This window comes from Thermus albus (genome assembly GCF_022760855.1).
In the GTDB taxonomy this organism is placed as follows: Bacteria; Deinococcota; Deinococci; order Deinococcales; family Thermaceae; genus Thermus; species Thermus albus.
The window spans coordinates 182,352-208,903 of record NZ_JAKTNR010000003.1; the positions used below are offsets into that span (position 1 = coordinate 182,352).

The window sequence follows — 26,552 nt, forward strand, 5'->3', positions numbered from 1 at the left end:
TCAGTTTACCAGGGCCTAGGCCCCGTACTTGAGGAGCCTCCCCGCATGGGCCAGGAGAAGGGGCATAAGCTCCATCCCCCTTAGGTGTCCCAGGCTGCCCCTTTGGGCCTCGCTTTCGGTGAAGCGGCGGGCGGCATCCTGGCGTAGGTAAGGGGCCTTGAGGAGGAGGGGCACCGGGTGCCAGGAGTGGGCCTTGAGGAGGGCAGGGGTGGAGTGGTCCCCGGTGAGGGCCAGGACGTCCGGCCTTAGGGCTAGGATTTCCGGCAACAGGGCGTCAAAGCGTTGGATCTCCGCCACCTTACCAAGGAAGTCCCCATCCTCCCCCTTGGCGTCGGGTTTTTTGAAGTGAAGGTAAAAGAAGTCGTACTGGTCCCAGTGTTCCCTGAGGGCCTGAAGTTTCCCCTCATGGGCATCGCCTTCCCCTTCCACGGGCAGGACCTCCATGCCCACCAGGCTGGCCAGGCCCTTGTACATGGGGTAGCTGGCGATGGCCGCCGCCCTCAGGCCGTAGACCTCCGCCATGCTGGGGAAGGAGGGCCGCCTCGAGGCCCCACGGAAAAGGGCCCCGTTGATCTTGGGCTCGTCCTTGAGCACCTCCCGGATGCGCTCCGAAAGGAGGTTCACCAACCGGGCGGTTTTCCTCGAGGCCTCGTCCAAGGCCTCCGCCTTAAGGGGGGGAAGCCCCGCCTTTTGGGGGTCGGTGTCCGTGACCCCATCCCCTAGGCCTTCCCCCCTCAGGACCACCAGAAACCGGTGCTCACTCTCCGTATAGAAGCGAACCTCCACATCCTCTACCCGAGGGATGGCCTCTTGGAGCTTGGCCACTACCCGCCGGTTTTCCTGGGTGCTGGGACGGCCTGCCCGGCGGTCCAGCACCTGGCCCTCGGGGCTTAGGGTGGCGAAGTTGCCCCTTAGGGCCACATCCCCATCCCGGAAGTCCACGCCAAGCCCCAGGGCGCTGAGGGCTCCCCGGCCCACCAGGTAGCGGAAAGGGTCATAGCCGAAAAGGGCCAAATGCCCGGGGCCGGAGCCGGGGGTAAGCCCAGGGTAGACGGGGGTGAGGAGGCCCAGGGCGCTTTCCTCCGCCAGGCGGTCCAGGTTGGGGGTCTTGGCGGCCTCCAGTTCCGTGGGCCCTCCGGGCTCCAGGGGAAGCCCTCCCACCCCGTCCAGGACCACCAGAAGGATTTTGGCCTTGCCCTCTTGCCGAAGCTCTTGGAAGACGGAAAAGAGGTCCATGGGGCCATTTTAACGGCCAAGGAAAAACCCCCGGTTTCCCGGGGGTTTCCCCGCTTGTTTGCCTTAGCGCGTGGCCTGATCGGCATTCACCAGGCCGTGGCCGAAGAGTTGCCGGCTTCCTATGTCCTCTGCGGTGGCCTTCAGGTGGGCCCGCACCTGGCCCGGGGTCCAGTCCTTGTGCAGGGCCTTCACCAGGCCGGCCACCGCGGCCACGTGGGGGCTGGCCATGGAGGTACCGGCATACCAGGCATAGGCGGGGAGGTTTTCGTGGATGATGATGGTGGAAAGGATTAGGTGGTAGCGCCAGCCAGGGGGGCGATCGCTACGGGGCCGATCGCACCAGCTCTGGCCGTTTTCGTCCAGGCCGCAATCACCCCCGGGGGCCGAGAGGTCCACGGCTGCCCCGTAGTTGGAGTAGAAGGCCAGGACGTCCTGGCCGGGCTCGGCGTTCAGGGTCTCGTTGGTGGGGTAGGGGTACCGCCAAAGGGGGGTGGCGGTACCGGTGGCGGAGACGGAAACCACCGTGGGGAGGTCAGAGGGGATGTGGACGATGTAGCCGTTGGCGTTTTGGGCGCTGTTCCCCGCTGAGGCCACGATCACCGTGCCCATGCGGTTGGCGTACTTCATCACCCGGTCCCAGGCCACCATGGCGGCCACGTCGTCCTTATTGCGGGTGTCTAGGGTGCCACCCAGGCTCATGTTGATGACGTCGTAGCCCTTTTGGGCAGCATCTATGATAGCCTCAAAGATGGGGCCGTCAAAGGCGCCAACGTCGTCGTATTCCTGACCGCCTTCAGTAAAGTGGATCCGGTCAAACACCTTGTAGGCGGCGATCCTCAGCCCCGGGGCCACCCCCACCACCCGGCCCCCACCGAAGGCGGCGGCGATGGTACCGGAGACATGGGTCCCGTGGGCTTCGTAGAGGACGCTGGGGGCAGGGGTGCACAGGTTGTTGGGGTCAAGGTTATCAAAGTCAATCCACAGGGTGTACTTGGGGTAGCTGGGGGTGTTGTTGGGACCTGCGGTTTCATAACAGTAGTTGGTGGCCACGAAAACCGTGATCTGGCCCACCAGGTCCGGGTGGTTGTCCATGACCCCGGTGTCCAAGACGGCCACCGTGGCCCGGCCCTGGGCCTCGAGGGGCACCCTCCGCCACACCTCAGGAGCGCCGATCCGCCTGATGTCCCACTGGTACTTGTAGAGGTTGTCGGCTGTGGTGGGTGCGCCATAGGTTTCTTCTTGGAAAAGGATGCGTTCCGTCTTGGGCAAGGTGTAGTACCGCTCGGGCCCCACCGCCAAGACCTGGGGATTCCGGGCCAGGCGGTTGGCTGTGGCTCGGTCCGCCACCACCGTCAGGGCCCCGATGGGCTCCAAGGCCTTGACCACCCGTGCGCCAACGCTTTGGGCCAGGGCCTGGGCGTTGGGGGGCAGGGTTTCGCTCTTGAAAACCACCAGGTACCGCTCCTTAGGTGCCACTCCTTGAACGGAAAGGCCGGAACCCATGGGCCCCTGCTGGGTGCAGGAGAACAGCCCTAGGGCCAAGAGAGCCAAGAATGCAAAGCCAACCATCTTGCGCATGGTCCACCTCCGGTGTTGCCCCCGCATTCTATTCCCCTAGCCAAGATCAGGCAAGTAAGATGAACGGGTATGGCGAAGGAGAAGGGTCTTACGCCGCAAAGCCAGGATTTCAGCGAATGGTACCTCGAGGTCATCCAAAAGGCGGAGCTTGCCGATTATGGCCCGGTACGGGGCACCATCGTGGTGCGTCCCTATGGGTATGCCCTTTGGGAAAACATCCAGGGGGTCCTAGACCGCATGTTTAAGGAAACCGGTCACCAAAACGCCTACTTCCCCCTCTTCATCCCCATGAGCTTCCTGCAAAAGGAGGCCGAGCACGTGGAGGGTTTCTCCCCGGAGCTGGCCGTGGTCACCCATGCGGGGGGCGAGGAGCTGGAGGAGCCTTTAGCCGTGCGCCCCACTTCGGAGACCGTGATCGGCTACATGTGGTCCAAGTGGATCAAAAGCTACCGCGACCTTCCCCAGCTTCTCAACCAGTGGGGCAACGTGGTGCGCTGGGAGCTTCGCACCAGGCCCTTCTTGCGCACCAGCGAGTTCTTGTGGCAGGAGGGACACACCGCCCACGCCACCCGGGAGGAGGCGGAGGAAGAGGTGCGCCGGATGCTTGCCATCTACGCCAAGCTGGCCCGGGAGTACGCCGCCATCCCGGTGGTGGAGGGGATGAAGACGGAGAAGGAAAAGTTTGCTGGGGCGGTCTACACCACCACCATTGAGGCCCTCATGCGGGACGGCCGGGCCCTGCAGTCGGGTACCAGCCACTACCTGGGGGAGAACTTCGCCCGGGCCTTTGACATCAAGTTCCAGGACAAGGACCTCCAGGTGAAGTACGTGCACACCACCAGCTGGGGGCTTTCCTGGCGCTTCATCGGGGCCATCATCATGACCCATGGGGACGATCAAGGCCTCATCCTGCCCCCCCGCCTGGCCCCCATCCAGGTGGTGATCGTGCCCATCTACCGGGAGGAAAGCCGGGAGAGGGTCCTGGAGGCGGCCTTTGCGCTGAAGCGGCGCCTTTTGGCGGCGGGGCTTCGCGTGCACTTGGACGACCGGGATCAGTACACCCCGGGTTACAAGTTCCACGAGTGGGAACTCAAAGGGGTGCCCTTCCGCGTGGAGCTTGGGCCCAAGGACCTCGAGGCGGGCGAGGCGGTATTGGCCAGCCGCTTGGGCGGCAAAGAGCGCCTTTCCCTAGAGGTTCTTCCCGCCGTGCTACCCGAGAAGCTGGACGCTTTCCACCAGGCCCTCTACCAAAGGGCCCTGGAGTTCCGGGAGGCCCACACCCGCAAGGTGGACACCTACGAGGCGTTCAAGGAAGCGGTGCAGGAGGGCTTTGTCCTGGCCTTCCACTGCGGGGACCGGGCTTGCGAAAGGGCCATCCAGGAGGAAACCACCGCCACCACCCGTTGCGTGCCCTTTGAGGCGGAGGCGGAGGAGGGGGTGTGTGTGCGTTGTGGCCGGTCTAGCGCCTACGGCAAGCGGGTGTTTTTCGCCAAGGCGTACTGAGGGGAAGGGGTGGGGTGCCCTAGGGAAGGGCTAAAGGAGAAGAAAAGGCGGGCCTTGGCCATCTTGGAGGCCCTAAAGGAGGCTTACCCTGGAGCCAAGACGGAGCTTAAGCACAATAGCCCTTTTCAGCTCCTGGTGGCCACGGTGCTTTCCGCCCAAGCCACGGACAAAAGCGTCAACGAGGCCACCCCAGCCCTCTTTGCCCGCTTTCCCAACGCCCAGGCCTTGGCCCAGGCTTTGCCGGAAGAGGTGGAGCCCTATATAAAGCGCATCGGCCTTTACCGCACCAAGGCCAGGAACCTGGTGGCTTTGGCCCGGAAGCTTTTAGAAGAGCATGGAGGGGAGGTGCCGAAGGATAAAAGGGCCCTGATGCGGCTACCCGGGGTGGGCTGGAAGACGGCCACCGTGGTTCTGGGGGCGGCTTTTGGCGTGCCAGGCATTGCCGTGGACACCCACGTGGCCCGCTTGGCGAGAAGGCTATGCCTCTCCCAGGCCAAAAGCCCCGAGGGGATTGGCAAGGACCTCGAGGCCCTGTTTCCCAAAAAGGACTGGGTATTCGTCCATCACGCCCTGGTGCTCCACGGGCGGTACGTGTGCCTGGCCCGGAAGCCTCGCTGTGGGGACTGCCCCTTGGCGGCCCATTGCCCTAGCCGGCAGGAAGGGTAGTTGGGGGCTGTAGCCCAGGTTTGCCCTTCCGGGGAGAGGTCTGTAATGAAGAATGTACTGAGTACAGCAGAGTACCGGCTTGTTCTCGCCAGTTTCCTGTGGTCCTTCGGGGCCAATCTGGTCTATTTTTTTCTCAACTTCCACCTCGAGGCGCTGGGCTATAGCCGCCAGGCCATCGGGTTTGCCCAAGCCCTTTTGCTCCTGGTGGGGGTGGTCTTTGCCCTGCCTCTGGCCTACCTCATCCCCCGTCTGGGCTACCGCAAAAGCCTGCTCTTGGCCTTGGCCTTAGCCATGGGAAGCGGGCTATTTTTGGGGCTTGGCCTTGGGGTATTCCCCTCCTTGGCGGGGTATGGCTTGGCCGGGGCCTTGGTGCAGGGGGCGGGGGCTCCGCTTATGGCCCGGTTGGTGCCGGCGAAGAGGTGGGTTTCCCTTTTCAGCCTACAAGCGGCTTTGACCACGGCCTCGGGGTTTTTCTCCACCCTTCTTGCCGGATTCCTTTCCGAATGGGTGGGGGCCCGATGGGTGCTTCTTTTCGGGCTGCCCTTTTTCCTCCTGGCCCTGCCCTTTCTCCTTGGGCTTCCCGAGGGCCAGGGGACACCCCCAAGGCTCTCGGGGCGGTTTGGCCTTTGGCTTCGCCTTTTTGTGCCCCAGGCGGTTATCGGCTTTGGGGCCGGGCTGGTGATCCCCTTCTTGAACCTATATATGCGGGAAAAGTTCGGCCTTAGAGAAAGGGAGGATGTGGGGGGCTATAATCCCCCGGTTTTGAAACCGGGGATACATGGGTCAGCGAAGCTACATTAGCCCCCCACAGTGTGCTACGCTAAAAGCAAATGGTCCAGCGGTGTGACACCCACCCTGGACCTGGCACCACCTGATGGGGAGGTGATGCACATACAGAATAGCACCCACAAGAAGGCTTTCAAGTACCGTCTCTACCCCACCAAACCCCAAAAGCGAGACCTGGAAAAGGTACTTTCCTTGTGCCGTCAGCTTTACAATGCCGCACTTCGGGAACGCAGAGAGGCCTACAAGAAGGCCCAAAAGACCATCGGTTTCTATGAGCAAAAGAGGTACCTTCCAGAGATACGAGCCGCCCTTCCAGAGTACAAACTTGTCCATTCCCAAGTTCTGCAGGATGTGATAAAGAGGGTAGACAGGGCCTTTCAAGGTTTCTTCCCGCGGGTCAAGAAGGGACAAAGGGCTGGTTATCCACGTTTCAAAGGAAAAGGACGCTACGACTCCTTCACCTTTCCCCAAGCTGAAGTTACCGGGGTCAAACTTCAGAAGGACGGCAAACGGGTTTTCCTCCATGGTGTCGGTTCGGTGAAGGTAAAACTTCACCGCCCTTTGGAAGGAAAGATAAAGACAGCTACGGTAAAGAGGGAAGGGGATGACTGGTACATCATCTTCGTCTGTGAGGTTGAACCCAAACCCCTACCCGAAAGCCATGAAGCCATTGGGATAGACTTGGGCACCAACCCTCACTTTCTCGTTACCTCCGACGGGGAGATGGTAGAAGCTCCCCGCTACTACCAGAAGACCCAAGAGAAACTGGCCAAAGTACAAAGCGAGCTTTCCCGAAAGAAAAGGGGTAGTAACCGCTACAGAAAGGCCAAAAGACAGCTTGCCAAACTGCACCGAAAAATCGCCAATCAGAGAAAAGACTTCCACCACAAGCTTGCCAGGAGGCTTGTAAACCGCTATGGCACCATTGTCCATGAGGACTTAAACATAAACGGTTTATCCCGTTCCTACCTTGCCAAAGGGGTACTTGACGCAGGATGGGGACAGTTTCTCCAAATCCTTGCCTACAAAGCGGCGGAGGCTGGTAGGCGGGTCATCGGGGTAGACCCCAAGTACACAAGCCAAGATTGCCCTGTCTGCGGTCACCGGGAGAAGAAGCCCCTGTGGGTCAGGGAGTTTAAATGTCCTTCTTGTGGTACTCTTCTCCATCGTGACGTGGCAGCGGCAGTGAACATCTTGGCTAAGGCCTGGACGGGGCCTTCGGCTACGGGTCTATACCCGGAACCGAGAAGCCTCGCTCTTTAGAGCGGGGAGTCGTCACCTACGGCACCACGGGCTTCATCTTTGCCCTTTCCGCCCTGGCTACGGGAGGGGCCATGCTCCTTCAGCCCCCTTTGGTGAGCCGCATGGGGAAGCTGGGGGCCATCGTGTTTGTCCAGGCCCTATCCCTACCCTTTTTGGCCATTTTGGCCTGGGTCTCTTGGCTTCCTCTGGTGACCTTGGCCCTCCTCATCCGCGGGGCCCTTATGAACGCTGCCGGGCCGGTCTACGCCGCCTTGGTGATGGATTACCTGGAGGAGGGGGAACGCCCAGGCTTCTTCCTGGTGGAAGCGGCCCTTTGGAGCCTGCTCTTTTCCCTGGGCAGTGCCCTTTCCGGTGCCATGCAGGAGGCCCTGGGCCTTGGGGCCTTCAACTACCTCTTCGCCACCACCCTGGGCCTGTACGCCCTGGGGATTGCCCTTTGGCCCTGGGCCCTGGGGGGGCTTCGGAGGGCCTATGAGGAACGTACTTCCTGAAGCGGGGCGGTCTGTCTTAGACTGGGCCTATGCGCACGGGCATTAGCGTGGAGGAAGCCTTGACCCTGGTTTTGAGGGAGGCCCAAGGGGAGCTTTCCGTGGAGGAGGTTCCCCTAAGGGAGGCGTATGGCCGGGTTTTGGCGCAGGACTTGGCCTCCTTGGTGAACCACCCTGACCAGGACGATACCGCCGTGGACGGCTATGCCTGCCGGCGAGAGGATACCCTGGGGGCCAGCTGGGAAAGCCCTGTGCGCCTTCGGGTTATCGGGGAATCCCCGGCGGGAAGGCCGTTTGCCGGAAGGGTTGGCCAAGGGGAGGCGGTGGCTGTTTACACCGGAGCCCCCATTCCCCAGGGAGCGGATGCCGTCATCCGGGTGGAGGATACCCATAGGGAGGGGGAATATGTGCTCCTCTTGGCTCCCGCGAGCCCTAAGGACATCCGCCCTCAGGGGGATGACCTAAAAAGGGGAGAGGTGTACCTGCGGCGGGGGGACCTCCTCACCCCGGGGAGGCTGGGCCTGGCGGCGGCCATGGGATATCCGCGCCTAAAGGTATTCCGGCGTCCTCGAGTGGGCATCCTTTCCACGGGGGATGAGGTGGTGGAGCCGGGAGAACCCCTGCCCTTTGGTGGGGTGTACAACTCCAACGCCTATAGCCTTCTCGGCCTGGTACAGGAGGCGGGGGGCGAGCCGGTGCTCCTGGGCAAGGTGGAGGACCAGCCCGATAAGGTTTTGGAAAGTCTGGAGGCGGCAGGGCCTTTGGACCTCCTCCTCACCTCCGGGGGGGTGTCCATGGGGGAGTACGACGTGGTGCGCAAGGTTTTGGAGCAGGTGGGGGAGGTGGTGTTCTGGAAGGTGCAACAACAACCAGGAAAGCCCCTCCTTCTGGCCCGCCTGCGGGGCATCCCCGTCTTGGGGCTTCCGGGAAACCCGGTTTCCAGCATGGTTTCCTTCTTCCTCTACGGCCGGCCCTTCCTCTTCCAGCTCCAGCGCCGCACCGACCCTCCCTACCGCTCCTTGAAGGCCAAGGCCCTCACCCCCTTTAAGGGAGCCCAGGATAGGAAGGCCTTCCGCCGCGGGGTGCTTTCCTTTGAGGGGGAGCTGGTGGTGCGCAGCACGGGGAACCAGTCCAGCGGGGTCTTGCGCTCCATGGCCTTGGGCAACGCCTTGGTTGCCCTTTCCCCGGGCCAGGATGCCCAGGAGGGGGAGATGGTGGAGGTCATTCCCTTGACTTTTGTGCTCTAGTTCACTAAACTTAAAGGGTTTTACGGGCTTTACCCCCTCCTTTTCGGGCGCGGGTGGGGCCCGGGAAGTGAGAGAGAATGGAGTTCAAAGATTTTCCCCTGAAGGACGAGATCAAGGAAGCCCTTTTGCGCCGGGGCATCACCGCCCCCACCCCCATCCAGGCGGCGGCGTTGCCTTTGGCCCTCGAGGGCAAGGACCTCATCGGCCAGGCCCGCACGGGTACGGGCAAGACCCTGGCCTTCGCCCTGCCCATCGCCCAGGCCCTCGAGGCCTCCAAGGAGCGGGGCCGCCCCCCTAGGGCTTTGGTGCTCACCCCCACCCGGGAGCTGGCCCTGCAGGTGGCCTCGGAGCTGGCGGCGGTGGCCCCCCACCTCAAGGTGGTCACCGTGTACGGGGGCACGGGCTACGGGAAGCAAAAGGAGGAGCTGGCCCGGGGGGCCGATGTGGTGGTGGCCACCCCTGGGCGGGCCCTGGACTACTTGAGGCAAGGGGTTTTGGACCTTTCCCAGGTGCGGATCGCCGTCTTGGACGAGGCCGACGAGATGCTTTCCATGGGGTTTGAGGAGGAGGTGGAGGCCATCTTGGCCGCTACCCCCAAGGATCGCCAAACCCTCCTTTTCTCCGCCACCTTGCCCTCTTGGGCCAGGAAGCTGGCGGAGCGGTACATGAAAAGCCCTGTGGTCATCAACGTGGTGCGGGAGGAGGGGGTCACCTACCAGGAGGAGGCCATCCCTGCCCCCAACGACCGGCTTGGCCTCCTTTCCGACATCCTTTTTGTAAAGGCTCCGAAGCGGGCCATCGTTTTCACCCGCACTAAGGCCGAGACCGAGGAGGTGGCCACGGGTCTTATCCGCCTGGGCCATGCCGCCCGGGCCATCCACGGGGACCTTTCCCAAAGCGACCGGGAGAGGGTCATGAAGGCCTTCCGGGAAGGGGAGGTGAAGGTGCTGGTGGCCACGGATGTGGCGGCCAGGGGCTTGGACATCCCCGAGGTGGACCTGGTGGTGCACTACCGCCTGCCCGACAAGCCGGAAACCTACCAGCACCGCTCGGGGCGCACGGGGCGGGCGGGGCGGGGGGGTGAGGTGGTGATCCTCTATGGGCCTCGGGAAAAGCGGGAGCTTTCCGAGCTGGAAAGGGCGGTGGGCCGCACCTTCAAGCGGGTGAACCCTCCCACGCCCGAGGAGGTCCTCGAGGCCAAATGGCACCACCTCCTGGCCCGTCTGGCCCGGGTGCCGGAACGGGACTACAAGCTGTACCAGGACTTCGCCAGCCGTCTTTTTGCCGAGGGGCGGGTGGAGGTGGTGGCGGCCCTCATGGCGCTTCTTCTGGGTGGGGCGCCCAAGGAGAAGAGCCTCCTTACCGGGGAGGAGGGTTGGCTCACCTTCAAGGCCACGGGGCCCAGGCTCACCCTGCCCCGGCTGGTGGCCCTCCTTAAGGAGGTGGGCCTCGAGGTGGGTAAGATTGCCCAGGGGGAAGAGGGTTTCTACGTGGACCTCCGCCCCCAGGACCTACCGAGGCTTTCCGAGGTCCAGGGCGTGAAGCTGGAAAGGGCCAAGCGGGTGGAGGCTATCCCTGAGGCTTATGCTGGCGCTAGTCGGGGGAGCGCTTCCCGGAGCCGCCGTCCGGGTAGAGCCTGAGGGCCGGATACGAAAAGGCCCCGCCCCTTAGGGGGGCGGGGCTTTCTTGGTGCGCCCGGAGGGATTCGAACCCCCGGCCTAGGGCTTAGGAAGCCCCCGCTCTATCCTGCTGAGCTACGGGCGCCCACACCTAGAGGATTCTAGCAGCCTTCTTGGGCCAAGGCAAGCGGCGTGCCTGCTGGGCCTTTGAGGCTTGAAGGATGGCAAAGGGAACGTCCTTGCCCCCTAGTGGGGGGAGTAGGCACCGCCGAAGGCTTTGGGGCTTTGCGTGGGCTTATAGGCTAGCCTGCGGGGACCTTGAAAGGCCTTATGTGGACTGTACCCCCTTTATGCGCACTTAGAGGGGGGTCAGAGGGGATTCTTGCCGTCTGGGTCAAGGCGTAGTCCCCACGCACGTGGGGATGGCCCGGCGGCTTTATAGTTATCCCCCAGTGCAACGGACCGAAGGATAACAGTAAGCTTATAGAAGCGGGTCCTGGCTCCGCTTGTGCCCTCCTTCACGGAGGCGTACCCTGGAGGCAACATGACCGAGACCAAGGACCTCACCAGCCTTTCGGTGAACGCCATCCGGTTTTTGGCCATAGACGCCGTGGAGAAGGCCAAAAGCGGCCACCCCGGCATGCCCATGGCCATGGCTCCTCTGGCCTATCTCCTGTACCGGGAGGTCATGCGCCACAATCCCCTGAACCCCACCTGGCCTAACCGGGACCGCTTTGTGCTGTCCGCGGGCCATGGTTCCATGCTCCTGTATGCCGTTTTGCACCTCACGGGCTATGACCTTTCCCTGGATGAGATCAAGCGCTTCCGCCAGTGGGGCTCCAAAACCCCGGGCCACCCCGAGTACGGCCACACCCCTGGGGTGGAGGTGACCACGGGGCCCTTGGGCCAGGGCATATCCACCGCTGTGGGCATGGCCTTGGCGGAGAGGAAACTGGCCGCGGAGTTCAACCGCCCAGGGCACCAGGTGGTGGACCACCACACCTATGTCTTGGCGTCAGATGGGGACTTGATGGAGGGGATCTCCGGCGAGGCCAGCTCCCTGGCAGGGACCTGGAAGCTATCCAAGCTCATCGTTTTCTGGGACGACAACCACATTTCCATTGACGGCTCCACGGACCTGGCCTTCACCGAGGACGTCCTGGCCCGCTACCGGGCCTACGGGTGGCATACCCTGCGGGTGGAGGACGCCAACGACCTCGAGGCCCTCCGTCACGCCATCCGCCTGGCCCAGCTGGACGAAAGGCCCTCCCTCATCGCCGTTCGCAGCCACATTGGCTATGGCTCTCCCAAGCAGGACTCCCACAAGGCCCACGGGGAGCCCTTGGGCCTCGAGGCGGTGGAAGCCACCCGCAAGAACCTGGGCTGGCCCTATCCGCCCTTTGAGGTGCCCGAGGAGGTCTACCGGCACATGGACATGCGGGAACAGGGAAGGGCCTGGCAGGAGGCTTGGGAGGGGCTCATGGAAGCCTACGCAAAGGCCTATCCTGACCTCCACCAGGAGCTCGTGCGCCGCCTAAAGGGGGAACTTCCTTCCTTGCCCGAGGAACCCCCCGCCTTTGACAAGCCCGTGGCCACCCGGGCCGCAAGCGGCAAGGCCCTGGACGCCATCGCTCCCCGGATGCCGGAACTCCTTGGGGGTAGCGCCGACCTTACCCCTTCCAATAACACCCAAGCCCAGGGCATGGCGGATTTCTCCCCGCAAAATCCTACCGGGCGCTACATCCACTACGGGGTGCGGGAGCACGGCATGGGGGCCATCCTAAACGGCCTCAACCTTCATGGGGGCTATAGGGCGTATGGGGGCACTTTCCTAGTTTTCTCCGACTACATGCGCCCGGCCATTCGCCTGGCGGCCCTCATGGGCACCCCCACGGTCTTCGTTTTCACCCACGACACCATCGCCCTGGGTGAGGACGGCCCCACCCACCAGCCGGTGGAACACCTCATGAGCCTTAGGGCCATCCCCAACCTCTGGGTGATTCGGCCGGCCGACGCTTACGAAACCTTTTATGCCTGGCAGGTGGCCCTAAAGCGCAAGGAAGGACCCACGGCCCTCATCCTTACCCGGCAGGCGGTGCCCCTCCTTTCCCCGGAGAAGGCCCAAGGGGTTCTAAAGGGTGGGTATGTGGTAGACGATGCGGAGAACCCCGAGGGGGTCATCGTGGCCACGGGAAGCGAGGTGCACTTGGCCCTCAAGGCCAAGGCCCTTTTGGCGGAAAGGGGCCGCCGGGTGCGGGTGGTGAGCCTGCCTTCCTTTGAGCTCTTTGCCGCGCAGCCGGAAGCCTACCGGCAAAGCGTCCTGCCCCCGGGCCTGCCCACGGTGGCCGTGGAAGCTGGGGCCACCTTGGGCTGGGAACGCTACGCCCACAAGGTGGTGGGCCTGGACCGCTTTGGGGCCAGCGCCCCTTACCCTGAGGTCTACGAGAAGCTGGGCTTTACCCCCGAGCGGGTGGCGGAAGCTTTGGAGTCGCTCTTGTGAAGTTTCGGATAGACCCTTTGCCCCAACCTGGCTCGTATCCGGGCACGGCCATTGTGGTGGACGTGATCCGGGCCACCACCACCGCCGCCCTTTACCTAAGGGCGGGGGCTAAGGCCTTGGTCCTGGCTCCGGGGGTGGAGGTGGCCCGCAGTCTTCGCCAGGATGGGGAGATCCTGGCCGGGGAGGTGGGTGGGCTTCCCCCAGAGGGGTTTGACTTGGGCAACTCCCCCCGGGAGGTGGAGGGGGTGGCGGGGAAGACGGTGGTCATGGCCACCACCAACGGCACCCGGGCAGCCCATGCGGCCTTAGGGGCCAGGCATATCCTTCTGGGTTCCTTGCAAAACGCCCAGGCGGTGGCGGAGGTGGCGGCAGGCTCAGGTGGGGAAGTGGCTATCGTCTGTGCGGGCAAGGAGGGCAACATAGCCCTGGATGACCTTTACACGGCTGGGGTCATTGGAAGACGCCTGCAGGCCCTAGGGTTTGCCCCGGAAGGGGAGATGGCCCACCTGGCCCTTTTTTGGCGGAGAACCCTCCTTTGCCGGTGCTCACTGCCAGCGAGGCGGCCAAGGCCCTGGTGGCGGTGGGGCTTGGGGAGGATGTGGCGGAGTGCGCTCGGGTGGATGCCCATGGGGTGGTCCCCCGCTTCTTGGGGATGCGGGGGGAAGGTATGGTGTTTGGGCTATAGGAGGAGGGATGCTGGCCACTTTGCGGGAGGTTTTGCCGGAGAAGGGCCGGGCGGTGGGGGCCTTTGACGTGGTGGGCCTGGAGTGGGCCGAGGCCATCCTGGAGGGAGCGGAAACCTTAGGCCTTCCCGTAATCCTAAGCGTGGCTCCGCATCTCGGGGGGCCGCCCTTGGAGGCCTTAGCCCCAGGGCTTGTCCATCTGGCCGATGGGGCCAAGGTGCCCGTGGCCCTGCACCTGGACCACGGGGAGAGCCTTCAGGAGGTGGTGCGGGCCCTAAAGCTGGGCTTCACCAGCGTGATGCTGGATGGAAGCCACCTTCCCCTGGAGGAGAACATTCGCCTGACCCGCCTGGCGGTGGAGGTGGCCCGGGCCTATGGGGCCACGGTGGAGGGGGAGGTGGGGGCGGTGCCGGGAAGCTACGGGGGGGAAGTTTCCCACGAGCCCGTGGCCTACACCGACCCCCTGGAGGCCAGGCGCTACTTGGCGGAAACCCGCGTGGACGCTTTGGCGGTGAGCATCGGCACCCGCCACGGCCTCCACAAAGGGCCGGTGCGCCTCAACTTGCCCCTTTTGGAGGAGTTAGGCCAGCTACCCGTTCCCCTGGTCCTGCACGGGGCCTCGGGCCTAAGGCCGGAGGAGTACCGGGCCTTGGTGGACCGGGGGATCCGCAAGATCAACCTGTATGCCGACCTGGCCATCGAGGCGGCCTCCCTTCTCAAGAAGGTGGAGGCGGAGGACTATTTGGGCCTGGTAGCGGGCATGAAGGAGGGCCTCAGGGATTTGGCCATGGCGAGGATGCGCCTATGGTGGGGAAGCTGAAAGCCCTTCTTTGGGACTTGGATGGCACCTTGGCCGAAACCGAGGAGCTTCACCGCGAGGCCTTTAACCGGGCCTTTGCCCACTTCGGCCTTCCCCTTTACTGGGACCAGGAGACCTACGCCCGCCTCCTTTGGACCAGGGGGGCAAGGAGCGCCTTAAGCGGGCCTTGGAGGAAACCCCTGGAGCGCCCAACCTCACCTGGGAGGAGATCGCCGAGGTCCACCGGTACAAGACGGACCTTTACCTAAAGCTTTTGCGGGAGGAAGGGGTCACGCTTCGGCCTGGAGTGCGCCGGCTCCTTGGCGAAGCCCGGGAGGCGGGGGTAGCCTTGGGCCTTTGCACCACCACCAGCCCGGAAAACGCGGAGGCCTTCTTGGAGGGTACGGGGCTTTTGGGCTGGTTTGACCTGGTCCTGGCGGGGGATGTGGTCCCCAGGAAAAAGCCCGACCCGAGCATTTACCTCCTGGCCCAGGAGCGGCTGGGTTTGGCCCCTGAGGAGGCCCTAGTGGTGGAGGATTCCCGAAACGGCCTCCTAAGCGCCAAGGGGGCAGGTTTTCCGGTCCTCATCACCCCTAGCCTCTATACCCTGGACCAGGACTACCGGGAGGCCGAGGCCCTCCTTCCTCACCTGGGGGAGCCTGGGGATCCGGCCCCGGTGCTCCAAGGGCCGAGGGCCAGGGAGCGGGTGGTGGTGGATCTGGGTTATCTGGAGGAGGTACGGAGATGGTGGAGCACTTGATCGTGTTTAACACTGAGGCCAGCCCAGAGGAGGTGCGCCGCATGGTGCAGCAGGCGCGGGAGGTCCTGCTGCAGATTCCTGGGGTCTGCGGCCTACGCTATGGGGAGGCCCTTTCCCCGGAGGCCCGCTACCGCTACTGGCTTTCGGTCCTCTTTGAGGGGCCGGAGGTGGTGGAGTTCTACCGGGACCATCCCCTGCACGTGGAGTTCGCCAACCGGGTCTTCCGCCCCATGGCCAAGGACCGGATCACCACCGACTACCTGGTGATGACGGAGGTACCATGCGGCACCTAACCCACCAGGAGGCGGAGCGCAAGGCCCTTAAGATTTTGGTGGACGGGCTGGGGGAGGGTTTGGTGGTAGAGGGGGAGGGGGGGTACTACGCCCTCTACTACTTCTACAGCTGGTACGGGCGCAAGGCCCCCGACCCCGAGGAAACCCCCGACTGGGTGGAAGGACCTAGGCCCTCCCCCGAGGGGTTCCGCGACCCCTACGACCAAGCCCGCTGGTTGGAGGATAATGGGTATACGCTCTTCATCAACGAGTCCAAGTAGGAGGTGGGTATGGACTACTCCGAGATGCCCTACCAGGAGGCCAGGAAGCAGGCGGTTAAGGTGCTGGAGGACGGCTACGGGGATGCGGTGATCCTCAAGGACGCCCACGGGTACTGGGCCCTCTACTACCTCTATGGCTTCCAGGCTCCACCCCCCGAAGCCCTGCCCCACTGGATGGAAGGACCCTTGCCCACGGAGGAGGGTATCCGCTCCCCTTACGAGATGCAGAAGTTCTTGGAGGAACAGGGGGAGTTTACCTACCTCAACGACGTAGACTAGACCCATGAAGCGGGATGCCTACCGGGTCCTCCAGGTTACGGAAACCGTCATCTATCTCTTCGCCGGCTTCCTGATCGCGGCTGGGGCGGCGGTGCTCCTCCTTTCCACCCTGGTGGAGGGGGTTCGCCACCTCATGGAGGGGGACTATGGGGAGGTGGCCCTAGCCCTTTTGGACCGGGTACTCCTGGCCTTGATGTTGGCGGAGATCCTCTACACCCTGCTCCGCTTTGCCAAGGAGGGGACCCTCGAGGCCACCCCCTTTCTGGTCATCGGCCTCATCGCCGCCATCCGCCGCATCCTGGTCCTCACCGCAGAGGCGGTGGAGAAGTTTGACCTGGCGGACCCGGCCTTCATGGCGGTGCTGGCGGAGCTAGGGCTTCTTTCCCTCATGGTGGTGGCCCTTGCCCTAGCCATGCGCCTGGTTAGGAGCGAAGCAGGGCGATGAGGGCTTGGGCTGCGGGGTTGGCCACGCTCTTGGGGTGCACCAGCCAGAAGTAGCGGCGGATCTCCCCCACGGGCTCGGATAGCCTTAAGGCGCGCAGGTTCCCCACCTTTAGGTTGGGTTGAACCACCACCCGGCTCACAATACCCACCCCGGCTCCGGCCAGCACCAGGCGCTTGGTCACCTCGTTGTTGTCGGTGTAGAAGATGGGGTTAAGTTCCAGGCCCACCTGTTCAAAGGCCCGCTCCAGGGCCCGCCAGGTCATGGAGCCGGGCTTCCGCACGATAAGGGTTTCCTCCATGAGCCACTCCGGGGGTATGGTATCCCGCCCGGCCCAAGGGTGGTCGGGAGGCACGATGAGGACCAGCTCGTCCTCGTAGAAGAGATGGCGCTCATACCCTTCCCAGTGCTCCACGCCTTCTAAAATGGCGAACTCCACCTCCCCCATGCGCAGGCGTTCCGCCAGGCGTTCGGAGGAGCCGCTTTCCACGTGGATCCGTACTCCCGGATGGGCCTCGTGGAAGTCCTTTAGGAACAGGGGGAGGACGTAGGTGGCCATGGTGGTGGCGGCTCCCAAGGTGACCTCCCCCAGCTCCAGCCGGCCCATGGCCTGGGAGACCCGCTGAAACTCCTCCAGGGCCTGGACCACCCGCCGGGCCTCGGGCAAGAGGGCCTCCCCTACCCGGGAAAGGACCAGGTGCCGGCCCTGGCGCTCAAAAAGGGGGTGGCCTACCTGCTCCTCCAGGCTTCGCAGGTACTGGCTTACCGCAGGCTGCGTGATGCCCAAGGCCAAAGCCGCCCGGCCCACGCCTCCTTCCTCCACCACCGTCACGAAGACCCGTAATGCAGCGGGGTTGGGCAGTTTAGCGTTCTTAGTTATCAACATTTTCTTATGGTATCACCAAAGATACATAATGACAATAAGGGAACATTGGTCACTCAGTTTAGCAGTTCCTTATATGGTTGTATGCTTATGGCGTGCGTCAAAACATATGATTGCAGTAATCAAACGCCCCCCCTAAGGTAAGGGCATGGCTATGCCCACACGCAACCTAGGCCTGGACCTGATGCGGGCTACGGAGGCTGCGGCCTTGGCCTCGGCCCGCTTCGTGGGCCGGGGGGATAAGGAAGGAGGGGACCAGGCGGCGGTGGAGGCCATGCGCCTTCTCCTGAACAGCCTGGATTTCCGCGGCCGGGTGGTGATCGGGGAAGGGGAGAAGGATAAGGCCCCCATGCTCTATAACGGGGAGGTCCTGGGCCAAGGGGAGGGTCCCCTTTGGGACCTGGCGGTGGACCCCGTGGAGGGAACGAGGCTTCTGGCCCTGGGCCGCCCGGGGGCCATCAGCGTGATCGCCGCTGCCCCGGAAGGCACCCTCTTCAATCCGGGCCCGGCCTTCTATGCCGCCAAGCTGGTGGTGGGCCCTGAGGCCAAAGAGGCCATTGACCTGAAGGCCTCGGTGGCCGACAACCTCAAGGAGATCGCCCGTGCCCTAAAGAAGGAGGTGCGGGAGCTCACAGTCTTTGTCCTGGACAAGCCCCGCCACGGGCGGCTCATTGAGGAAATCCGCATGGCGGGGGCCCGGATCAGCCTGCAGACCGATGGGGATGTGGGTGGGGCCCTGGCCGCGGTCTTGCCCGACACCGGCATAGATGTCCTCATGGGGACCGGGGGTACGCCGGAAGGGGTTATCGCCGCCGTGGCGGTGCGGGCCCTCGGAGGAGGGATGCAGATGCGCCTGGACCCCCAGAGCGAGGAGGAACGTTGGAACGTGGTGCATGCCGGGTATGACCTGGATCGGGTCTATACCCTCGAGGAGCTCTGCGCCGCCGAAGACACCCACTTTGCTGCCACCGGCATCACCGATGGCCCCTTCCTCCGAGGGGTACGGTATGGGGAGAGCCGGGCTTGGACCGAAAGCCTGGTGATCCGCGGGGCCACCCGTACCTTGAGGAAGGTGGAAGCGTGGCACCAGTTAGGGAAGCTTCGGGGCATCAGCCCCGTGGCCTATTAGGAGGGGAGCATGACGGATAAAAAGGCCATTTACAAGAAGGGCGGGGTGGTGGAGTACAAACAGATGGGCTACTGGCAGCCCGACTATGAGCCCAAAGATACCGATACCATCGCCCTTTTCCGCGTCACCCCGCAACCGGGCATCGAGCCCGAGGAGGCGGCGGCGGCGGTGGCTGGAGAGTCCTCCACCGCCACCTGGACGGTGGTCTGGACCGACCGCCTAACCAGTTTGGACCGGTACCAGGCCAAAGCCTTCCGGGTGGAGCCGGTGCCGGGGAACCCGGAGCAGTTCTTTGCCTGGATAGCTTACGACCTGGCCCTCTTTGAGGAGGGGTCCATCGCCAACATGACCTCCTCCATCATCGGGAACGTCTTCGGATTCAAGGCCCTTAAGGCTCTCCGCCTCGAGGACCTCCGCATCCCCGTGGCCTACCTTAAGACCTTCATGGGGCCTCCGCACGGCATTCCCGTGGAGCGGGACATGCTGAACAAGTATGGCCGTCCCCTTCTTGGGGCCACGGTGAAGCCCAAGTTGGGCCTTTCCGGCAAGAACTACGGCCGGGTGGTTTACGAGGCCTTGGCGGGAGGCTTGGACTTCACCAAGGATGACGAGAACACCAACTCCCAGCCCTTCCAGCGCTGGCGGGACCGTTTCCTCTACGCCCAGGAGGCGGTGATGAAGGCGGAGCAGGTCACGGGGGAACGCAAGGGCCACTACATGAACGTGACCGCCGCCACCATGGAGCAGGTCTACGAGCGCTTGGAGTTTGCCAAAGAGATCGGCGCCATCGTTGTCATGGTGGACCTTACCATGGGCTACACCGCTTTGCAGTCCGTTTCCAACTGGTGCCACAAAAACGGCATGCTCCTGCACATGCACCGGGCCAGCCACTCCACCTTTACCCGCCAGAAGAACCACGGGGTGAACTTCCGGGTGGTGGCCAAGTGGCTCCGCATGTTGGGGGTGGACCACCTGCACGCCGGCACCGCGGTGGGCAAGCTGGAGGGGGACCCCAACCTGGTACGGGGCTACTACGACATCCTCAGGGAGCAGTACGTGAAGGCGGACCCTGTGAAGGGCATCTACTTTGACCAGGACTGGGGCTACTTGGCGCCGGTCATGCCCGTGGCTTCCGGTGGCATCCACGCTGGCCAGATGCACCTTCTCCTCTCCCTCTTTGGGGACGATGTGGTGCTCCAGTTTGGTGGCGGCACCTTCGGCCACCCCATGGGTATTCAGGCGGGAGCTACGGCCAACCGGGTGGCCCTCGAGGCCATGGTCAAGGCCCGCAACGAGGGCCGGGACATCCTGGCGGAGGGCCCCGAGATCCTCAAGAAGGCGGCCCAGCACTCCCCGGCGTTGGCGGCGGCCCTGGAGACCTGGGGTAGCGTTACCTTTGACTTCGCCTCCACCGACACCCCGGATGTGGTGCCTACTCCCAGCAACTAAGGAAAGGAGCTGAGAAAGATGCGGATCACCCAAGGGACCTTTTCTTATCTGCCCGATCTCACGGACGAGGAAATCCGGGCCCAGATTGAGTACATCATCAAAAACGGTTGGGCGGTTTCCATTGAGTACACCGATGACCCCAGCCCCTACAACGTCTACTGGAACATGTGGGGCCTGCCCATGTTTGACCTGGAGGACCCGGCGGCGGCCATGTACGAGTTCCAGAAGTGCCGCGAGGCCTTCCCCAACCACTACATCAAGATCAACGGCTACGACCCCTCTCCCATGTGGCAGGCGCAAAGGGTGTCCTTCATCGCCCACCGCCCCAAGAAGGAGCCCGGTTTCCGCCTGCACCGGCAGCTTTACTCGGATGGCCGCCGGCTTCGCTACACCTTGGAGGCCTACGCCACCATGAGGCCGGAAGGCGAGCGTTACTCGGACTAACCCGGTAGCTTCCAAGGGGTCCTGGACAGCGCCAGGACCCCTTGGAAAGACCCAAAGGAGGCCCATGCTGGATGCGCAAAGCCCAAACCTCGCGGTGGTGAAAAACCCCGAGATCGAGGCGGTTCTGGAAACCCTGGATCGGGAGCTGATCGGTCTTAAGCCGGTAAAACAGCGCATCCGGGAGATTGCTGCCTACCTCTCCGTGGACAAGCTCCGCCGGGAGCTGGGGCTTACCGCCGACCGCCCCACCTTGCACATGGCCTTCGTGGGCCCCCCGGGTACAGGCAAGACCACCGTGGCCATGCGGATGGCCACCATCCTCCACAAGTTGGGCTACATCCGCCGCGACCACCTGGTGGTGGCCAGCCGCGACGACCTGGTGGGCCAGTACATCGGCCACACCGCCCCCAAGACCAAGGAGGTCCTGAAGCGGGCCATGGGGGGAGTGCTCTTCATTGATGAGGCCTACAGCCTTTACCGGGCGGAGAACGAGCGGGACTACGGCCAGGAAACCATAGAGATCCTCCTCCAGGTGATGGAGAACCAGCGGGAGGACCTGGTGGTGATCCTGGCTGGCTACAAGGACCGCATGGAGGAGTTCTTCGCTTTGAACCCGGGGATGCGCTCCCGCATCGCCCACCACATTGAGTTTCCCCCCTATAGCGCCGAGGAGCTCTTCCAGATCGGCAAGCTCATGCTGGAAAAGCAGGGCTACCGTTTCACCCAGGAGGCGGAAAGGGCTTTCCTGGAGTACCTGGAAAGGCGCATGCAGCTTCCCAACTTCGCCTACGCCCGTAGCGTGCGCAACGCCCTGGACCGCTTCAAGCTTAGGCAGGCCTACCGGCTTTACCAGAAGGCGGGGCCGGTGACCCCAGAGGAACTCATGACCATCACCGCCGACGATATCTACGCCAGCTCGGTCTTTAAGGAGGAGAAGGAGGAAGAAGATGCCCCATAGGCCTTTTATGCTAGGCATTGCCGGAGACTCGGGGGCGGGGAAGACCACCATCTCCGCAGGGATTGCCCGGCTTTTGGGAGAGGAGCGCACCACCAACATCTGCGTGGACGACTACCACAAGTACGACCGCAAGCAGCGCAAGGAGCTGGGCATCACCCCCTTGAACCCCGAGTGCAACTACATGGACATCATGGAGCAGCACGTTAGGCTTCTTTCCGAGGGGGAGCCCATCCTGAAGCCCGTGTACAACCACTCCACGGGCACCTTTGATCCCCCGGTCTATATTCCCGCCCCCCGGGCGGTGGAGGAGGAGGGGCGGCTCGTGCCGCGGGTGGTGATCCTCGAGGGGCTCCTCACCCTCTTTTCCCCGGCTCTCCGGAGCCGTTACCACCTCACCGTCTACCTGGACCCCGAGGAGGAGTTGAGGCGGGAGTGGAAGGTAAAGCGGGATGTGGCCAAGCGGGGCTACACCCCGGAGGAGGTCATCGCCGACATTGAGAGGCGCATGCCCGACTCCCGGGCCTTCATCTGGCCCCAGAAGGAGCACGCGGACCTCGTGGTGCGCTTCTACCGCCCCCCTGGCTACAACCCCGAAAACCCCAGCACCCTGAACGTGCGCATCGCCCTAAAGCACACCCTGCCCCGGCTGGACCTTTCCGAGGTGCTCCATACCGCCTACGAGGACGAGGCGCCCATCCGCTTGGAGACCCGCAAGGAGGCGGATATCCTGGATATCACCGGCAACATTCCCCCTGAGCGGGCCCTGGCCTTTGAACGCATCATCTGGGACCACCTGGGCCACCACGTGGAGCACTTTGACCCCAGCTTGGTGGGTACCTTCCTGGACAAGGCGGGGCAAAGCTATCCCTTGGCTTTAACCCAGTTGGTCATTGCCTACTACCTGGTTAAGATGCGGGAGCTGGCCATTGAGCGGGGGCACCTGCGGGTGGCCTAGGGGGAAAGGATGCTGAAGTTTGCGCCCTCCATTCTCACCGCGGACCTAGCGAGGCTCAAGGAACAAATCCAGGAAGCCGAGGCGGCGGGGGTGGACTGGATCCACCTGGACGTGATGGATGGGGTGTTCGTCCCCAACCTTACCTTCGGGCCCCTTCTGGTGGAGGCGGTGCGGCGGGTCACCTCCTTGCCCCTGGATGTGCACCTCATGATCGTGCAGCCCGAGAGGTACCTGGAGGACTTTGCCCGCGCCGGGGCTGACGTCATCACCGTGCACGTTGAGGCTACCCCCCATGCCCATCGGGCGGTGCAGAAGGTGAAGGAGCTGGGGAAAAAGGCGGGGCTCGCCATCAACCCCGCCACCCCCCTGGAGGCCTTTGAGCCCCTTTTGCCTGAGCTGGACCTGGCCCTGCTCATGAGCGTGAACCCGGGGTTTGGAGGGCAGAAGTACATCCCCACCGCCACCGAGAGGCTTCGCCGCCTCAAGGCCATGCGGGACCGGCTGAACCCGGCCTGCTTGTTGGAGGTGGATGGGGGGGTGAACCGGGAAACCGTGGCCGAGGTGTACCGGGCGGGCGCGGACGTGGCCGTGGCGGGAAGCGCCCTTTTCAACAAGCGGCCCGTGGCTGATAACCTAAAGGAGCTAAAGGAGGTGCTGTATGCCCTTGGCGATCGGTAAAGAGGTTCTGGATAAGGCGCGGCGGGAAGGCTATGCGGTTCCTAGTTTCAACACCAATAACCTGGAGATCACCCAGGCTATCCTGGAGGTAGCCGATGAACTACGGGCTCCCGTCTTCATTCAGGTTTCCGACGGGGCCCGGAAGTACGCCGGAATGGAGAACCTGGCCAACCTGGTGAAGGATATGGCCAGCCGCACCAAGGTGCCCGTGGTCCTGCACCTGGACCACGGGGCCGACTTCAAGATGGTGATGCAGGCCCTGAGGGCGGGCTTCACCAGCGTGATGATTGATGCCAGCCACCACCCCTTTGAGGAGAACGTGGCCGAGACCAAAAAGGTGGTGGAAGCCGCCCATGCGGTGGGGGTGAGCGTGGAGGCGGAGCTGGGGCGGCTTCAGGGCATTGAGGATAACATCCAGGTTTCCGCGGCCGAGGCGTTCCTCACGGATCCTGAGGAAGCGGAGCGCTTTGTGGCGGAAACAGGCATTGATTACCTGGCCATCGCCATCGGCACCAGCCACGGGGCCTACAAGGGAAAGGGCCGGCCCTACATTGACCACAAGCGCCTCGAGGAGATCAGCAAGCGGGTTTCCATCCCCTTGGTGCTCCACGGGGCCAGCGGGGTGCCCACCTGGCTTAAGGAGAAGCTTTTGGCCACGGGGGCGGAACTCAAGGAGGCTACGGGCATCCACGACGAGGATATCAAGAAGGCCATTCCCAACGGCATTTCCAAGATCAACATTGACACCGACCTGCGCCTGGCCATGACCCTGGGGATCCGGGAAGTGGTGGTGGGCAATCCCAAGGAGTTTGACCCCCGCAAGATCATCGGCAAAGGCCGGGACTACCTGAAGCAGGTGATCCGGGAAAAGTTTGAGCTGATGGGCACGGTGGGCCGGGCATAACCCACCCCACCCTGGCACGGCCAGGGTGGAAACCCCGGGCCGCGCCAGCCAAAGACAACCCCCCGCCCGTTTGGGCGGGGGGCTTTTGGTCGGGGAGGCCGGATTTGAACCGACGACCACACGCACCCCAAGCGTGTGCGCTACCAGGCTGCGCTACTCCCCGGCGCGCAAAGGTTAGTGTAGTGCCCCGCTTGGGCTTTCGTCAAGTAGACTCTAGCCATGGAGATTAAGGACCTAAAGAGCCTTGTGCGCTATAACCCGGAGAAAATGGCCAAAATCCCGGTTTTTGAGTCCGAAAAGCTCTTCTTTGACCTTTACGCCCTCCTTCCTGGCCAGGCGCAAAAAGCCCACGCCCATGAGGGTTCCGATAAGATCTACTACGTGTTGGAAGGGGAGGTGGTGGTACGCATCGGGGAGGAGGAGGCCCTTTTGGCCCCAGGGATGGCGGCCATCGCTCGCTCAGGGGAGGCCCATGGCGTGCGCAACGAGTCGGCAAACCCCGCCCTCCTCCTGGTGGTGATGGCCCCTAGGCCTTAGGTTTTCACAGGCCTTTCAAGGGCCTCGAGTAGCGTGGAGTAGATGGTAAAGGCGCCGCCCGCTCACTTAGGGTTTCTGGCGGAGGTCCTCCGCCGCTACCCGGTGCGGGTTTTCTTCCGGGGTGAGGTCCTTCCCGAGGGGCCCTTGCGGGGCGAGAAGCTTTTTGAAGAAGGGGACCTCGCCCTTTACTGGGAGGGACCGCCCCCTTCCCGGGAGGTCCAGGAGGCCCTGCGGCTTCTCCTTCAGGTCTTTCGGGAGGTTTTGGAGCTAAGGGAGCGGGAGCTCGCCCTCTTAAGAAGCCAGGAGGAAAGCGCGAGGCTTCTGGGTCTCCTCCTCCACGAGATCAAGAACCCCTTGATGAGCGTTCTGGGAGCCTTGGAGCTTGCCTTAGAGACCGAAGGTCTTCCCCAGGAAGGCAAGGAACTTCTGGCCATTGCCGAAAAGAGTGCCCGTCGTATTCAAGAGCTTCTGCAGAAAGCTCAGGAATACCTACGCCTGGGCCAGGGGGTTCGGCTCAAAAGCGAGCGGGTAGACCTAAAGGCCCTTCTCCGCCAGGTGGCCGACGAGATACGGCCCTTGGCCGGCAGGAAGGGAATCCAGCTCCGCTTGGTCCTGCCGAAACGGGAGGCCTGGGTGTATGGGGACCGGGAATGGCTCTACCAGACAGTGCTGAACGTCCTTAACAATGGGGTGAAGTACACCCCGAAGGGGGGTAGGGTGGCCGTGCGCCTCCTGGTGGGAAGGGACCGGTATGGGATTGCGGTCTCCGATACGGGTCCGGGTATCCCCCAAGAGGAGCAGGGCAGAGTCTTTGAACCTTTTTACCGTGCCTCCACCCGGGGCGAAGCGGAGGGTACGGGGCTCGGTCTTGCCCTGGTGAAGCGGGTCCTCGAGGCCCATGGGGGCGAGGTCCGTCTAAGGAGCCGCGTAGGCCGGGGGAGCACCTTCTTTCTCCTCCTGCCCAGGCCCCGGCCGGGCCAAAGGGCCCCGGTGGGAAGGCTTCTTCTCTTGATGGTGGCCCTGATCGCCTTGGCCCGCGTGCCCATCTTCCCCGCCCCCTTGGGTTCCCAGGCCTTCGGCCGGGTACCGGCCGGGGAGGTGGTACGGCTTCCTGGGCTGGAGCTGGCCTTTAGCCCTGAGGCTCACGGGGAGGCCCGGCGTTGGCGGAGCCTTTGGGGTGGGGGAGAGAGGGTGCAGGTGCGCCTGGAAAGGGGAGGGGTGGAGGCGGTGCGGGAGGCCCCTGTGCCCTTGGCCCTTTCCACCCCCGAGGGCCAGGTGCGGCCCACGGGGACCCACCTGCGCCTTTCCCGGGAAAGCGGGGCCCGCCTTTCCCTTTACCGGGGAAAGGTGGCCTTGGGGCAGGAAAGGCTTCCTGCCGGGGAAGGAGCGGTTCTGGGAACGGGGGTTAGGCGAAAGCTTCTTCCTGCTCCCCTGGTGCGCCCGGCGCCGGGTTCGGAGGGAGAGGTGGTGTTCCGCATGCTGGGCCCCGAGGGGACCCGGGCCTTCCGGGTGGAGGTTCGGAGCGGGGATGCCGTGGTCCTTTCCGCCAGGGTGGAGGGTAACGTGTTCCGCTACCTGCCCCAGGCGGACCGCATGAGCCAGGTGCGGGCCATGGCCTTGGATGAGCTGGGCCTCGAGGGCTACCCCTCGGACCCCGTGCCCTTCCGGGAACGGAAAAGCTTTTACGAGGGTCGGAAGAGGCTTCCCCAGGACCCGGCTGGGGCGGAGGCCTTTTTGCGCCAGGCGCTATCCGCTTTCCCGGACGATGCCGAGGCCTTGGGCGAGCTGGCCTTTGCCCTTTACCTCCAAGGCCGCCATGGCGAGGCTAAGCCCCTTTACGAGAAGGCCCTAGCCCTTTTGGATAGCCCTGATACCCGGGTGCGCTACGCCCGGCTCCTCTACCACCTGAAGCGTTATGGGGAAGCGGAGGAGAGCTACCGGAAGGTGCTTAGGGAAGACCCCGGCAACCTGGATGCCCGCTGGGGACTTTCCGAGGTGGCCCTGGCCTTGGGCCGGGCCAAGGAGGCGGAACTCCTTTCCCGGCAGGTGTTAACGGTGGAGCCCAACTATCCCCTGGCCCGCTTCACCTTGGCCAAGGCCCTTTTGGAACAGGGGAAGGCAGCCGAGGCCAGGGGGCTTTTGCTGGAGGAGCTTAGGCGGAATCCAGACCCTGAGGTGGAGGCTTTGCTAAAGCGGATTCCCTGAGGTGGAGG

26 protein-coding genes, 2 tRNA genes and 2 pseudogenes are annotated in these 26,552 nt (G+C 63.6%); 25 read left to right on the top strand and 5 right to left on the bottom strand.

Features of this window, described 5'->3' with window-relative positions:
- Positions 1 to 15: 15 nt before the first annotated feature.
- Together L0D18_RS04725 and L0D18_RS04730 are read right to left on the bottom strand one after the other, a co-directional pair.
- Complete coding sequence (locus L0D18_RS04725) at positions 16 to 1,236, bottom strand: 2,3-bisphosphoglycerate-independent phosphoglycerate mutase (protein WP_243027678.1); 1,221 nt, start codon at positions 1,234 to 1,236, stop codon at positions 16 to 18.
- Between the two features lie 63 nt (positions 1,237 to 1,299).
- Entirely contained in the window at positions 1,300 to 2,814 is a 1,515-nt protein-coding gene (locus L0D18_RS04730) for a S8 family peptidase (RefSeq protein WP_243027680.1), read from the bottom strand.
- Positions 2,815 to 2,883: 69 nt separating this feature from the next.
- Here L0D18_RS04730 and proS point away from each other — a divergent pair, with 69 nt between their 5' ends.
- The 7 genes and pseudogenes from proS to L0D18_RS04765 all read left to right on the top strand — a co-directional run bounded on the left by proS (position 2,884) and on the right by L0D18_RS04765 (position 10,407).
- Positions 2,884 to 4,317, top strand: a complete 1,434-nt coding sequence (proS, locus tag L0D18_RS04735; protein WP_243027681.1) for a proline--tRNA ligase — start codon at positions 2,884 to 2,886, stop codon at positions 4,315 to 4,317.
- Between the two features lie 9 nt (positions 4,318 to 4,326).
- Positions 4,327 to 4,983, top strand: coding sequence for an endonuclease III (gene nth / locus L0D18_RS04740; protein ID WP_243027682.1), 657 nt, complete (start codon positions 4,327 to 4,329; stop codon positions 4,981 to 4,983).
- A 45-nt stretch (positions 4,984 to 5,028) separates the two neighbouring features.
- Positions 5,029 to 5,706: pseudogene (locus tag L0D18_RS04745) on the top strand (MFS transporter); the annotation flags it as partial.
- Positions 5,707 to 5,793: 87 nt separating this feature from the next.
- Positions 5,794 to 7,032, top strand: coding sequence for an RNA-guided endonuclease InsQ/TnpB family protein (locus tag L0D18_RS04750; protein WP_243027684.1), 1,239 nt, complete (start codon positions 5,794 to 5,796; stop codon positions 7,030 to 7,032).
- 14 nt (positions 7,033 to 7,046) lie between these two features.
- Positions 7,047 to 7,523 (top strand): annotated as a pseudogene (locus tag L0D18_RS04755) (MFS transporter); the annotation flags it as partial.
- Between the two features lie 29 nt (positions 7,524 to 7,552).
- Positions 7,553 to 8,767: a molybdopterin molybdotransferase MoeA gene (locus L0D18_RS04760; RefSeq protein ID WP_243027686.1), complete on the top strand. Its 1,215-nt coding sequence runs from the start codon at positions 7,553 to 7,555 to the stop codon at positions 8,765 to 8,767.
- A 77-nt stretch (positions 8,768 to 8,844) separates the two neighbouring features.
- Entirely contained in the window at positions 8,845 to 10,407 is a 1,563-nt protein-coding gene (locus L0D18_RS04765; protein ID WP_243027688.1) for a DEAD/DEAH box helicase, read from the top strand.
- Positions 10,408 to 10,454: 47 nt separating this feature from the next.
- Here the strand turns inward: L0D18_RS04765 and L0D18_RS04770 are convergent.
- Positions 10,455 to 10,531, bottom strand: a tRNA-Arg gene (locus L0D18_RS04770).
- A 399-nt stretch (positions 10,532 to 10,930) separates the two neighbouring features.
- Here L0D18_RS04770 and tkt point away from each other — a divergent pair.
- Genes tkt through L0D18_RS04810 form a run of 9 tightly spaced genes read left to right on the top strand, consistent with a single transcriptional unit; the run spans position 10,931 to position 16,405 of the window.
- A complete protein-coding gene (tkt, locus tag L0D18_RS04775) occupies positions 10,931 to 12,886 on the top strand; it encodes a transketolase (RefSeq protein WP_243027690.1) in 1,956 nt (651 codons plus the stop codon).
- Positions 12,883 to 13,638 carry a 2-phosphosulfolactate phosphatase gene (locus L0D18_RS04780; protein ID WP_243027692.1) on the top strand — a complete coding sequence of 252 codons (756 nt, stop codon included), beginning with the start codon at positions 12,883 to 12,885 and terminating at the stop codon, positions 13,636 to 13,638. The genes tkt and L0D18_RS04780 overlap by 4 nt, the downstream gene beginning before the upstream one ends.
- The gene (locus L0D18_RS04785) at positions 13,580 to 14,389 is read left to right on the top strand and encodes a class II fructose-bisphosphate aldolase (protein ID WP_243027694.1); all 810 of its coding nucleotides are present in this window, start codon (positions 13,580 to 13,582) and stop codon (positions 14,387 to 14,389) included. Before L0D18_RS04780 ends, L0D18_RS04785 begins: the two co-directional genes overlap by 59 nt.
- Positions 14,374 to 14,637: an HAD hydrolase-like protein gene (locus L0D18_RS11960; protein ID WP_341474585.1), complete on the top strand. Its 264-nt coding sequence runs from the start codon at positions 14,374 to 14,376 to the stop codon at positions 14,635 to 14,637. The genes L0D18_RS04785 and L0D18_RS11960 overlap by 16 nt, the downstream gene beginning before the upstream one ends.
- Positions 14,520 to 15,128 (top strand): HAD-IA family hydrolase, encoded by a 609-nt coding sequence (locus L0D18_RS11890; protein WP_279232182.1) that lies wholly within the window; start codon positions 14,520 to 14,522, stop codon positions 15,126 to 15,128. The genes L0D18_RS11960 and L0D18_RS11890 overlap by 118 nt, the downstream gene beginning before the upstream one ends.
- Positions 15,113 to 15,421, top strand: a complete 309-nt coding sequence (locus L0D18_RS04795) for a Dabb family protein (protein ID WP_279232183.1) — start codon at positions 15,113 to 15,115, stop codon at positions 15,419 to 15,421. The genes L0D18_RS11890 and L0D18_RS04795 overlap by 16 nt, the downstream gene beginning before the upstream one ends.
- Positions 15,409 to 15,681: an annexin VII gene (locus L0D18_RS04800; RefSeq protein ID WP_243027696.1), complete on the top strand. Its 273-nt coding sequence runs from the start codon at positions 15,409 to 15,411 to the stop codon at positions 15,679 to 15,681. Before L0D18_RS04795 ends, L0D18_RS04800 begins: the two co-directional genes overlap by 13 nt.
- Before the next feature lie 9 nt (positions 15,682 to 15,690).
- The gene (locus L0D18_RS04805) at positions 15,691 to 15,960 is read left to right on the top strand and encodes a hypothetical protein (RefSeq protein WP_243027697.1); all 270 of its coding nucleotides are present in this window, start codon (positions 15,691 to 15,693) and stop codon (positions 15,958 to 15,960) included.
- Positions 15,961 to 15,964: 4 nt separating this feature from the next.
- On the top strand, positions 15,965 to 16,405 hold the full coding sequence (locus L0D18_RS04810) for a phosphate-starvation-inducible PsiE family protein (protein WP_243027698.1): 441 nt from the start codon (positions 15,965 to 15,967) through the stop codon (positions 16,403 to 16,405).
- Here L0D18_RS04810 and L0D18_RS04815 read toward each other — a convergent pair.
- The gene (locus tag L0D18_RS04815; RefSeq protein WP_243027699.1) at positions 16,383 to 17,288 is read right to left on the bottom strand and encodes a LysR family transcriptional regulator; all 906 of its coding nucleotides are present in this window, start codon (positions 17,286 to 17,288) and stop codon (positions 16,383 to 16,385) included. The two genes, L0D18_RS04810 and L0D18_RS04815, sit on opposite strands and share 23 nt — an antisense overlap.
- A 151-nt stretch (positions 17,289 to 17,439) precedes the next feature.
- Here L0D18_RS04815 and glpX point away from each other — a divergent pair, with 151 nt between their 5' ends.
- From glpX to fba, 7 genes are all read left to right on the top strand, one after another.
- Positions 17,440 to 18,414, top strand: a complete 975-nt coding sequence (glpX, locus tag L0D18_RS04820) for a class II fructose-bisphosphatase (protein WP_243027701.1) — start codon at positions 17,440 to 17,442, stop codon at positions 18,412 to 18,414.
- A 9-nt stretch (positions 18,415 to 18,423) separates the two neighbouring features.
- Positions 18,424 to 19,863 (top strand): ribulose-bisphosphate carboxylase large subunit, encoded by a 1,440-nt coding sequence (locus L0D18_RS04825; RefSeq protein ID WP_243027703.1) that lies wholly within the window; start codon positions 18,424 to 18,426, stop codon positions 19,861 to 19,863.
- Between the two features lie 18 nt (positions 19,864 to 19,881).
- Positions 19,882 to 20,307, top strand: a complete 426-nt coding sequence (locus tag L0D18_RS04830) for a ribulose bisphosphate carboxylase small subunit (protein ID WP_243027705.1) — start codon at positions 19,882 to 19,884, stop codon at positions 20,305 to 20,307.
- 64 nt (positions 20,308 to 20,371) lie between these two features.
- Positions 20,372 to 21,265: a CbbX protein gene (gene cbbX / locus L0D18_RS04835; protein ID WP_243027707.1), complete on the top strand. Its 894-nt coding sequence runs from the start codon at positions 20,372 to 20,374 to the stop codon at positions 21,263 to 21,265.
- A gap of 7 nt (positions 21,266 to 21,272) precedes the next feature.
- Positions 21,273 to 22,220, top strand: a complete 948-nt coding sequence (locus L0D18_RS04840; protein ID WP_243027708.1) for a phosphoribulokinase — start codon at positions 21,273 to 21,275, stop codon at positions 22,218 to 22,220.
- A gap of 9 nt (positions 22,221 to 22,229) precedes the next feature.
- Entirely contained in the window at positions 22,230 to 22,898 is a 669-nt protein-coding gene (gene rpe / locus L0D18_RS04845) for a ribulose-phosphate 3-epimerase (protein ID WP_243027709.1), read from the top strand.
- Complete coding sequence (gene fba / locus L0D18_RS04850) at positions 22,879 to 23,802, top strand: class II fructose-1,6-bisphosphate aldolase (protein ID WP_243027710.1); 924 nt, start codon at positions 22,879 to 22,881, stop codon at positions 23,800 to 23,802. The genes rpe and fba overlap by 20 nt, the downstream gene beginning before the upstream one ends.
- Before the next feature lie 86 nt (positions 23,803 to 23,888).
- Here fba and L0D18_RS04855 read toward each other — a convergent pair.
- Positions 23,889 to 23,965: transfer RNA gene (locus L0D18_RS04855), tRNA-Pro, on the bottom strand.
- Between the two features lie 56 nt (positions 23,966 to 24,021).
- On the opposite strand from L0D18_RS04855, the gene L0D18_RS04860 reads away from it, so the two are divergent.
- Both L0D18_RS04860 and L0D18_RS04865 read left to right on the top strand, forming a co-directional pair.
- Positions 24,022 to 24,339 carry a cupin domain-containing protein gene (locus tag L0D18_RS04860; protein WP_243027711.1) on the top strand — a complete coding sequence of 106 codons (318 nt, stop codon included), beginning with the start codon at positions 24,022 to 24,024 and terminating at the stop codon, positions 24,337 to 24,339.
- Between the two features lie 42 nt (positions 24,340 to 24,381).
- Positions 24,382 to 26,544: an ATP-binding protein gene (locus L0D18_RS04865; RefSeq protein ID WP_243027712.1), complete on the top strand. Its 2,163-nt coding sequence runs from the start codon at positions 24,382 to 24,384 to the stop codon at positions 26,542 to 26,544.
- Positions 26,545 to 26,552 lie beyond the last annotated feature (8 nt).